The sequence below is a fragment of the Tahibacter amnicola genome, from assembly GCF_025398735.1.
Taxonomy (GTDB): Bacteria; Pseudomonadota; Gammaproteobacteria; order Xanthomonadales; family Rhodanobacteraceae; genus Tahibacter; species Tahibacter amnicola.
Genome location: NZ_CP104694.1, coordinates 223661 through 232500, shown reverse-complemented (window position 1 = coordinate 232500; position 8840 = coordinate 223661). Strand labels below are relative to the sequence as shown.

Here is an 8840-nt window from a genome sequence, read left to right as displayed (position 1 = left end):
GCTTTACACTGAACGTTGAGTTCGTCTGTGTAGGATAGGTGGGAGGCTTTGAAGTGTCGGCGCTAGCTGGCATGGAGCCATCCTTGAAATACCACCCTGATGTGCTTGACGTTCTAACCTGGATCCGTAATCCGGATCGGGGACCGTGTATGGTGGGTAGTTTGACTGGGGCGGTCTCCTCCCAAAGAGTAACGGAGGAGCTCGAAGGTACGCTCAGCGCGGTCGGACATCGCGCACTGTGTGCAAAGGCATAAGCGTGCTTGACTGCAAGATCGACGGATCAAGCAGGTACGAAAGTAGGACTTAGTGATCCGGTGGTTCTGTATGGAAGGGCCATCGCTCAACGGATAAAAGGTACTCCGGGGATAACAGGCTGATACCGCCCAAGAGTTCATATCGACGGCGGTGTTTGGCACCTCGATGTCGGCTCATCACATCCTGGGGCTGTAGTCGGTCCCAAGGGTATGGCTGTTCGCCATTTAAAGTGGTACGCGAGCTGGGTTCAGAACGTCGTGAGACAGTTCGGTCCCTATCTGTCGTGGGCGTTGGAGGTTTGAGAGGGGCTGCTCCTAGTACGAGAGGACCGGAGTGGACGATTCTCTGGTGTTCCGGTTGTCACGCCAGTGGCACTGCCGGGTAGCTATAATCGGAAGCGATAACCGCTGAAAGCATCTAAGCGGGAAGCGCGCCTCAAGATGAGACCTCCCGGAGCTTAAGCTCCCTAAAGGGCCCAGGTAGACTACCTGGTTGATAGGTTGGGTGTGTATCGCAGTAATGCCGAGCTAACCAATACTAATGACCCGTGCGGCTTGATCATATAACTCCAAGACGCTTCGCTAGCTTCAACACACCGTTCTAGCTCGCAAGTCCCAACTCTGTTCACATCCCAAGTCACAACGCCGAGTCCGCGCATAACTGCGCGACTCCAACGTCTCCCTGGCGGCCATAGCGGTTTGGTACCACCCGATCCCTTCTCGAACTCGGAAGTGAAACGAACCCGCGCCGATGGTAGTGTGCATCCGCATGCAAGAGTAGGTCACTGCCAGGGCCTTATCGCTCAAAAGGCGTCTCCGTTAGGAGACGCCTTTTGTCTTTCCTCCTCCTACGCCATCGTCGTTCAGCCCGATGCGCCAGTGCGTGTAGCACATCGAGGCATCACTCACCTGCTGACCTGTCATCTCCCACAGAGCAGTCGACGGCGGCGGCAACGGGACTCAGGGAAAGAGGAAGGATGACCTGGCGAAGTATCCTGGTCGTCTACCCGCCGCAATTAGCCCGTTCCCTTCTCCCCCGTAACGCAAACATTTGTCGGCGCGGCAGGGGGCGAGCTGCAGGGAATCGAATCCGGCTCGAAAGACCCCGCGAAGCCAAGCCGAAAATCCTTCAAAATAGCAGCTTCTCTGCAAGCCGCATCCCAGGTTGACCCTGCCATGCCGAGTTCCGTCGCGCACCAGTACCTCGAACTCACGAAGCCGCGCGTCGTTGCGCTGATCGTCTTTACGGCGATCATCGGCATGTTTCTGGCGGTCCCCGGGTGGCCCCCGTTGATCCAGGCGGTAGCCGGCAGCGTCGGAATCTGGCTGGCAGCGGGCTCCGCGGCAGCGATCAACCATCTCATCGACCAGCGCATCGATCGAGTCATGGCCAGGACCTCGCATCGCCCGCTCGCCACCGGCGCTCTGACGCCGCGCCAGGTGCTCGTCTTCGCACTCGTTCTGGGCGTGGCCGCGATGGCCATTCTCGTCATCTGGGTGAACACGCTGACGGCGGTGCTGACTTTCGCATCGCTAATCGGCTACGCGGTGGTCTATACGGCGTACCTCAAACGCGCGACGCCGCAGAACATCGTCATCGGCGGCGCCGCCGGTGCTGCGCCGCCCGTGCTGGGCTGGGCGGCCGTCACGGGCGAGGTGCACCCGTATTCGCTGCTGCTCTTCCTGATCATCTTCGTATGGACGCCGCCGCATTTCTGGGCGCTGGCGATCTTCCGCCGCGACGACTATTCCCGCGCGCAGGTGCCGATGCTGCCTGTGACGCATGGCGTCGAATACACCCGCTGGCATGTCCTCTATTACACCGTATTGCTGCTGGTCGTCACGGTACTGCCGTGGGCGACGGGAATGAGCGGACTGTTTTACCTCGGAGGCGCACTGATCCTGGGTGGCGTCTTCCTGTATTACGCGATCCTCTTGCTCCAGCCGCCGGACGAGATGTTCGCGATGAAGGTATTCAACTATTCCATCATCTACCTGATGGCCCTGTTTGCCTTCCTGCTGGCCGATCACTATCTGGCGACGCCGACGCTTCGCCCGGGCATTCCGCTGGTCCCGGTGGGGTAGTAGTGCGGCCGCCGCTACTCGGCGACTTCGTCTTCACGCCGGCGCATATGCTTGCGTCGAAGCCGACGCGTCAGCAGCCATACGGGATGGAGCAGATTCTTTGCGAACAGCCAACCGTACAGCACTGCCTTCTGCCAGCGTCCGGACAGGATGGCAATGTGGAAATGGAAGTCGCGCGAGCGTCGGACGCCCAGGCCATTGTGAATCAGCAGGTAGCACTCGGCGTCGCCGTAGCGTGCCAGTGACGCAGCCTGGGCAACGCCGATCGCGATCACGGCAAGCTCGGCCCGCTCCGTTGATGTCGGCGGTCCCTGGCAATCGGGAAAAACCAGTACCTGGTACTCGGGAATCCAGGGCGCCTTGACCAGGAACACCTCGCCGTACCGTCCGGTCGACAAGGTGTGTCGTCCGAGAGACCGGGCGCCCATCGTCAGCGGACTGCTTTCCGACTGAGCAGCTGTCCCAGCTCGGCGGTTTCCGCGGGCGACAGACCGAGCTCGCCCTTCTGGCGGATCAGGTCGTCGATGCGCTGCTGGACCGTCTGCTTCTCAAGCTGCGCCAGCGCGCCCGCAAACGCCGCCTGTAGAGCATCGCTCTCGCCGGGAATTTCCATGACCGCGAGCCGACGCAAGGCCGGCGCTTCCTCCCGATCCGCGAAATGCTCCAGCAGAGCGGCCGTATTGAGGCCGGGGCGCGCCCGGCAGACCGCCAGCACGTCGAGCAGCAAGGGTACGCCTGGCTGACGCAACGCTTCAAAGCCGACCGGCGATCCCACATCGGCTGCGAAGGACGGGTTCTGGAGCAGAAGCCCGACCGCCGTTCTTACCAGGGTGCGTTCGACCGGCTTGGGCGCCGTGCGTGCCGTGCTCTCCGGTGCGTCCACCCGCACCTGCACATTCGCCCGCCGATTGAGCTCGTCGAGCATCAGGTCGCGGAACGCCCCGTCGGGAATCTGCGCCAGTAGCGGCTTCGCGCGCTCCGCCAGGCGTGCCTTGCCGTCGAGACTGGCCGTGTTCACATCCCTGGCCATCTCGGCGAAGAAAAACTCGGAAAGCGGCGTCGCCGCCTTGAGGCGTTGCTCGAAGCCGCTTGCGCCTTCCTGCCGAATGAGTGAATCCGGGTCCTCGCCATCGGGCAGGAAGAGAAAATGCGCCTGCCGTCCGTCCCGCAGGCGCGGCAATACCGACTCGACGGCGCGCCAGGCGGCCTGCCGGCCGGCCCGGTCACCGTCGAAACAAAAGTAGACATCCGAACAATTGCGAAAAAGAACTTCTGCATGTTCGCGCGTCGTTGCGGTACCCAGTGTCGCAACGGCCTGGGGCAGTCCGAACTGGTGCAAGGCGATCACGTCCATGTAGCCTTCCACGACAATGATGCGCGACACCTTCTGCTGTGCCTGTCGTACCTGCCACAGCGCAAACAGCTCGCGTCCCTTGTGAAAAAGCGGCGTCTCGGGCGAGTTGAGGTACTTCGGACCGTCGTCTTTCACCAGCACGCGGCCGCCGAAGGCAATCGTTCTGCCGCGGCGGTCCAGGATCGGAAACATCACGCGGTCGCGAAAACGGTCGTACGGTGCGCCGCGCTCTCCGCGCACCAGCATTCCCGCCTTTTCCAGCAGCGCAACACGTTGCGGCGTCGTGCCGAGGTGATTCTTCAGCGCGTCCCACTGGTCGGGCGAATAGCCCAGGCCGAAACTGGCCCGCGTCGCGGCATCCAGCCCGCGCCCCTCGAAGTAGGCCATGGCCTTTTCCGACTGGGCCAGCGTGCGCTGGTACATCTGCGAGGCCTGTTCAAGCAAGGTGTAGAGGTCGGCGGTGTCCGGCTGCGGCGCACTGCTGCGACCGCCCTCGTAGGGCACCTTGAGTCCCATCCGCGACGCCAGTTCCTCGACCGCGTCGGTGAACTCCAGGCGGTCGTAGTCCATCAGGAACTTGATGGCACTGCCGTGAGCGCCACACCCGAAGCAGTGGTAGAACTGCTTGTTGGGGCTTACCGTGAAGGACGGTGAGCGTTCGTCGTGAAAGGGACAGCGCGCCGTCCAGTCGCGCCCGGCCTTCTTGAGCGGCACCCGTTCCTGGATGACGTCCACGATATCGACGCGCGAGAGCAGGTCGTCGATAAATGTGTCAGGAATGCGTCCGGCCATGGGTATGCGGCTGCAGGGAAGGCGGGGTTATTGCTGCCGCCGCAGGCGCTTGCCGTTGGCGGCGTGTTTCAGCGGTGGCGGGAACGCCGTTGGGCGGCCCCGCACCAGACAGCGGGGGTCAGGCCAGCGCGGCGAGCTTCTGCTTCACCTGTTCCGAGAGCTTGCCCATGTCCGCGCGTCCGGCGACCTTGGTCTTCACCAGGCCGATCACCTTGCCCATGTCCTTCGGGCCGGTGGCGCCGGCTTCGGTGACAGCGGCGTCGATGATGGCGGCGACTTCGCTGTCTTCCAGCTGCGCCGGCAGATAACCCTGGATCACGCCAATTTCGTAGCGTTCGACGGCGGCCAGGTCTTCCCGGTTGGCCTTTTCGTACTGGGATACGGAATCCTTGCGCTGCTTGACCAGCTTCTCGAGGATCGCCAGCACCTGGGTGTCGTCCAGGGTGATGCGCTCATCGACTTCGCGCTGCTTGATCGCGGCGTTGATCAGGCGGATGACGCCCAGGCGGTCCTTTTCGCCGCCACGCATGGCAGCCTTCATGTCTTCGGTGAGGCGTACTTTCAGGGACATGGTGAATCTCCAGATTTCAGGAAGCACAAAAACCGGTGCCACTTGCGTGGCACCGGTTTGCGGAGCAGCCCGCTGAACGGGGGAGCGGTCGGGCGTCACGCCCGCCCGGCTACTCAGTAGAAGCGCTGACGCTTGGTGACGTCGCGCGAAACGCGGCGCAGGTGACGCTTCACCGCGGCGGCGCGCTTGCGCTTGCGCTCCTGGGTCGGCTTTTCGTAGAACTCGCGCTTGCGGGTCTCGGCGAGGACGCCGGCCTTTTCGCAGGTGCGCTTGAAGCGACGCAGGGCAAATTCAAAGGGTTCGTTTTCGCGAACTTTCACGTTAGGCATGGATGTCTCCGCTGTTACACTTGCGCCCCGTTCTTGGGCGAGCCGCGAAGTTTAGCGTGTCACACGAGCCGATTGCAAAGCCCGTACTGGGAATTGAGTCATCCTGCGACGAAACGGGCGTCGCCGTTTACGACCTGAAGGCCGGTCTGCTGGCCCATCGGCTGTACAGCCAGGTCCGGCTGCACGCCGAGTATGGCGGCGTCGTGCCCGAGCTTGCCAGCCGCGACCACGTGCGCAAGCTGCTGCCAATGGTGCGCGAAACGCTGGCCGCCGCGCAGTTGCGCGTCGATGACCTGGGCGGCGTGGCCTATACCGCCGGCCCCGGCCTGATCGGCGCGCTGCTGGTCGGCGCTTCCGCTGCCCGGGCGCTGGCCTGGTCGCTCGACGTGCCGGCCATCGGCGTGCATCACATGGAAGGCCATCTGCTCGCGCCGTTGCTGGAGGCCGACCCGCCGAAGCCGCCCTTCGTCGCGCTCCTGGTTTCCGGCGGCCATTCGATGCTGATCGCGGTGGAGGCGATTGGCCGCTACCGGCTCCTGGGCGACACCCTCGACGACGCCGCCGGCGAGGCCTTCGACAAAACTGCCAAACTGATGGGCCTGCCGTACCCGGGCGGCCCCGAACTGGCCCGGATGGCGCAGCTGGGCACCTCCGGACGGTTCCGCTTCTCCCGTCCCATGACGGATCGCCCGGGCCTGGATTTCAGTTTCTCCGGCCTCAAGACCCAGGTTCTGCTGGCGTGGCAGCAATCCGACCAGACCGACGCCACCCGCGCCGATATCGCCCGTGGGTTCGAAGAAGCGATGGTCGACACGCTGCGCATCAAGTGCCTGCGTGCGCTCGATACCACGGGTGCCAGATCGCTGGTGATCGCCGGTGGCGTGGGGGCGAACCGCCGCCTGCGCCAGCAGCTGGACGAGGCCGCGCGGCGCCACGGATTCCGCGTGTATTTTCCGCGACCGGAGTTCTGCACCGACAATGGCGCGATGATTGCCCTGGCCGGAGCGCTGCGCCTGGCTGCCGGGCAAGGCGACAGCACGGCCATCCACGTCATGCCGCGCTGGGACCTGGAAAGCCTTGGACCCCTCGACGGCGAGCCGGCTGCGGCGTCCCACTGAAAGGAAGACCCGAATGGATATCGTTTTTATCGAAGACCTGCGGATCGAAACGGTCATCGGCATCTACGACTGGGAACGCAAGATCCGCCAGGTCGTCGCACTCGACCTGGAGATGGCCTTCGACAACACGCGGCCGGCGGCCTCGGACAAGATTGAAGACACGCTCGACTACAAGGCCGTTTCCAAGCGCCTGATCGCCTTTGTCGAAGCCTCGCATTTCGAGCTCGTGGAAACGCTCGCCGAGCACTGCGCACGGATCGTACGCGAGGAATTCGGCGTTTCCTGGCTGCGCCTGAAGCTGTCCAAGCCCGGCGCAGTACGCGGTTCGCGCGCGGTCGGGGTGAGGATCGAACGCGGACGGCGTCCGGAGTAGTCCATGCCCCGCGCCTATCTCAGCCTGGGCTCCAACCTGGACCCGGTGCGGCACCTCTCCGCGGCGCTGGCCGAACTGCGCGCGCAATTTGGCCAGGTCGTCGTCTCGCCGGCATACCGTTTTCCCGCCGTCGGGTTCGACGGACCGGATTTCGTGAACCTGGCGGCGGCGGTCGATACCACCTGGGCGCCCGAGGTGCTCAACGACTGGCTGCACGCGCTGGAAGATCGCCACGGACGCCGTCGCGATGTCCCGCGGTACTCCGACCGTACCCTGGATGTGGACATCGTGCTCTTCGGCGACCAGGTGCTGGAAGGGCGCGGCAACCTGAAGGTCCCGCGCGATGAGCTCAAGCACGCGTTCGTCCTCAAACCCCTGGCGGATATCGCGCCGGAGCAACGCCACCCGGTCAGCACCGACACCCTGGCCGAACTCTGGCACCGCCATCGCGACCACGCGACCGAGTACGCGGTCGTGGCGCTGGATGCACCGCACGACCTGGCGCCCCGCGCCGCCCGGGGCTGACGACGGCGCCTGATCATCGCGCGCACGCTCTGCCGAATATCGGTTACCGTGACCGCTCCGGTCGCCTACCGAACCTGAGGTACATATGTTCAGCCGTCTCAGCCTGAGCTGGCAGTTGATGCGGGCCAGCGCCGCCGTACTGCGGTCCGACAAGGTGCTGCTGGCATTTCCGTTCTTTTCCGGCGTGTCGCTGGCGCTCGTCGCCGCGACGTTCTTCGTCCCGGCGTTTCTCGGCGGCCTCTTCGTCGGCGCGAGCACCGGCAATGTGGACCCGGCACTCGCCGCGCTGGGATTCGTGTTCTACCTGGCGCAGTACTTCGTCATCATCTTCTTCAATACCGCCCTGATCGGGGCGGCGATGATCCGTCTGCGCGGCGGCACGCCGACATTCAACGATGGCCTGCGCATCGCCGTCGGCAAGCTGCCGGCGATCCTGGGTTATGCGCTGATCAGCGCAACGGTTGGCCTGGCGCTGCGCCTGCTCAGCGAACGCCTTGGTTTTCTCGGCCAGTGGGTGGTCAAGCTCCTCGGCGCGGCCTGGACGGTGGCCACCTACATGGCCGTGCCGGTCCTGGTGAGCACGGATGTCGGTCCGGTCGAGGCGGTCCGCCGAAGCGTCTCGCTGCTCAAGAAGACCTGGGGCGAAAACCTCGTCGGTCACGCCGGTTTCAGCCTGGTGTTCGGCCTGCTGATCGCCGTGGTGGTCATCAGTGGCGTCGTCCTGATGATGGCGGGGGCTTCCGCCAACTCCCGGGCCACGACGGTGGTCGCGATGACCTACATCGTGATCGGAATGGCCACACTGTCGCTGATCCAGGCGGCCATGCAGGGCATCTACGCCGCCGCGCTCTACCGGTATGCCGATGAGGGCATCGTCAGCGACGGGTTTGACCAGGGGCTCATCGTGCACGCCTTCGAGCCGAAACCGCGCTGATGCGGCGCGCCGTCCAGCGTCGGGGCGCTGCCTCGGCGCTGCGACCGCATATCCGTTTCGTCGCTACAGCGTGACAAAGTCCTCGGTCTGCCCAAGCTCGCGCAGCGCGGCGGCGAGCGCTTCGGGCGGAGCCGTGAGCTTGCGCCGCGCCAGATCGAGCCAGCCGCCCTCACTTCGCACGCGCACGGCCAGCTGGCCGTCTTCGCGGTAGAAGTCATTCTGCAACCGGAACCGGCCGGCGTCCGCATTCAGGCCGGCCAGGCGCAACACGGCGCGTAGCGGCTCGAGCAGCCGCACTTCGCGGTAGTAGTCGATCTCGTCGCGACGCACGACCGGGCCGATCCCCAGCCGCGCCAGCTCCGCCGCCGGAAAGCCGCGGCTGCTGAAATACATCAGGCGCACATCGGCCGACGCATCCAGGTAGGCGGTATTGGCCATGTGGGCGTTGAAATCCATGTCGCCCCAGCGGGCGAAAAGCGATGTCTCGAAATCAGCCGGCATGTGC

Annotated in this window: 10 protein-coding genes and 2 rRNA genes (1 of these 12 cut by a window edge); 7 read left to right on the top strand and 5 right to left on the bottom strand. The window is 64.3% G+C overall.

What is annotated here, in order from left to right; all coding sequences use genetic code 11:
- The 3 genes from N4264_RS00880 to cyoE form a co-directional block, all read left to right on the top strand.
- A 23S ribosomal RNA gene (locus N4264_RS00880) occupies positions 1-817 on the top strand (it extends 2056 nt beyond the left edge of the window).
- A gap of 118 nt (positions 818-935) precedes the next feature.
- Positions 936-1048 (top strand): 5S ribosomal RNA (gene rrf, locus N4264_RS00875).
- 352 nt (positions 1049-1400) lie between these two features.
- Positions 1401-2339 (top strand): heme o synthase, encoded by a 939-nt coding sequence (cyoE, locus tag N4264_RS00870; protein WP_261697555.1) that lies wholly within the window; start codon positions 1401-1403, stop codon positions 2337-2339.
- A gap of 14 nt (positions 2340-2353) precedes the next feature.
- Here cyoE and N4264_RS00865 read toward each other — a convergent pair whose 3' ends face one another.
- The 4 genes from N4264_RS00865 to rpsU all read right to left on the bottom strand — a co-directional run bounded on the left by N4264_RS00865 (position 2354) and on the right by rpsU (position 5385).
- The gene (locus N4264_RS00865) at positions 2354-2737 is read right to left on the bottom strand and encodes a hypothetical protein (RefSeq protein WP_261695197.1); all 384 of its coding nucleotides are present in this window, start codon (positions 2735-2737) and stop codon (positions 2354-2356) included.
- Between the two features lie 32 nt (positions 2738-2769).
- The gene (dnaG, locus tag N4264_RS00860) at positions 2770-4485 is read right to left on the bottom strand and encodes a DNA primase (RefSeq protein WP_261695196.1); all 1716 of its coding nucleotides are present in this window, start codon (positions 4483-4485) and stop codon (positions 2770-2772) included.
- 118 nt (positions 4486-4603) lie between these two features.
- Positions 4604-5056: a GatB/YqeY domain-containing protein gene (locus N4264_RS00855; protein WP_261695195.1), complete on the bottom strand. Its 453-nt coding sequence runs from the start codon at positions 5054-5056 to the stop codon at positions 4604-4606.
- 113 nt (positions 5057-5169) lie between these two features.
- A complete protein-coding gene (rpsU, locus tag N4264_RS00850) occupies positions 5170-5385 on the bottom strand; it encodes a 30S ribosomal protein S21 (protein WP_261695194.1) in 216 nt (71 codons plus the stop codon).
- 56 nt (positions 5386-5441) lie between these two features.
- Here rpsU and tsaD point away from each other — a divergent pair, with 56 nt between their 5' ends.
- The 4 genes from tsaD (at position 5442) to N4264_RS00830 (ending at position 8335) form a co-directional block, all read left to right on the top strand.
- Entirely contained in the window at positions 5442-6503 is a 1062-nt protein-coding gene (tsaD, locus tag N4264_RS00845; RefSeq protein ID WP_261695193.1) for a tRNA (adenosine(37)-N6)-threonylcarbamoyltransferase complex transferase subunit TsaD, read from the top strand.
- A gap of 13 nt (positions 6504-6516) precedes the next feature.
- On the top strand, positions 6517-6876 hold the full coding sequence (folB, locus tag N4264_RS00840; RefSeq protein ID WP_261695192.1) for a dihydroneopterin aldolase: 360 nt from the start codon (positions 6517-6519) through the stop codon (positions 6874-6876).
- 3 nt (positions 6877-6879) lie between these two features.
- Positions 6880-7401 carry a 2-amino-4-hydroxy-6-hydroxymethyldihydropteridine diphosphokinase gene (gene folK / locus N4264_RS00835; RefSeq protein WP_261695191.1) on the top strand — a complete coding sequence of 174 codons (522 nt, stop codon included), beginning with the start codon at positions 6880-6882 and terminating at the stop codon, positions 7399-7401.
- A gap of 85 nt (positions 7402-7486) precedes the next feature.
- A complete protein-coding gene (locus tag N4264_RS00830) occupies positions 7487-8335 on the top strand; it encodes a DUF6159 family protein (RefSeq protein ID WP_261695190.1) in 849 nt (282 codons plus the stop codon).
- A 63-nt stretch (positions 8336-8398) separates the two neighbouring features.
- On the opposite strand, the gene N4264_RS00825 is transcribed toward N4264_RS00830, so the two are convergent.
- Entirely contained in the window at positions 8399-8836 is a 438-nt protein-coding gene (locus N4264_RS00825; protein ID WP_261695189.1) for a thioesterase family protein, read from the bottom strand.
- Positions 8837-8840: the final 4 nt, after the last annotated feature.

What these genes read in the sequence shown, in the direction of transcription:
- dnaG (WP_261695196.1), bottom strand. Translation starts at nt 4,485, where the DNA reads ATGGCCGGACGCATTCCTGACACATTTATCGACGACCTGCTCTCGCGC.
- N4264_RS00855 (WP_261695195.1), bottom strand. Translation starts at nt 5,056, where the DNA reads ATGTCCCTGAAAGTACGCCTCACCGAAGACATGAAGGCTGCCATGCGT.
- rpsU (WP_261695194.1), bottom strand. Translation starts at nt 5,385, where the DNA reads ATGCCTAACGTGAAAGTTCGCGAAAACGAACCCTTTGAATTTGCCCTG.
- folB (WP_261695192.1), top strand. Translation starts at nt 6,517, where the DNA reads ATGGATATCGTTTTTATCGAAGACCTGCGGATCGAAACGGTCATCGGC.
- folK (WP_261695191.1), top strand. Translation starts at nt 6,880, where the DNA reads ATGCCCCGCGCCTATCTCAGCCTGGGCTCCAACCTGGACCCGGTGCGG.
- N4264_RS00830 (WP_261695190.1), top strand. Translation starts at nt 7,487, where the DNA reads ATGTTCAGCCGTCTCAGCCTGAGCTGGCAGTTGATGCGGGCCAGCGCC.
- N4264_RS00825 (WP_261695189.1), bottom strand. Translation starts at nt 8,836, where the DNA reads ATGCCGGCTGATTTCGAGACATCGCTTTTCGCCCGCTGGGGCGACATG.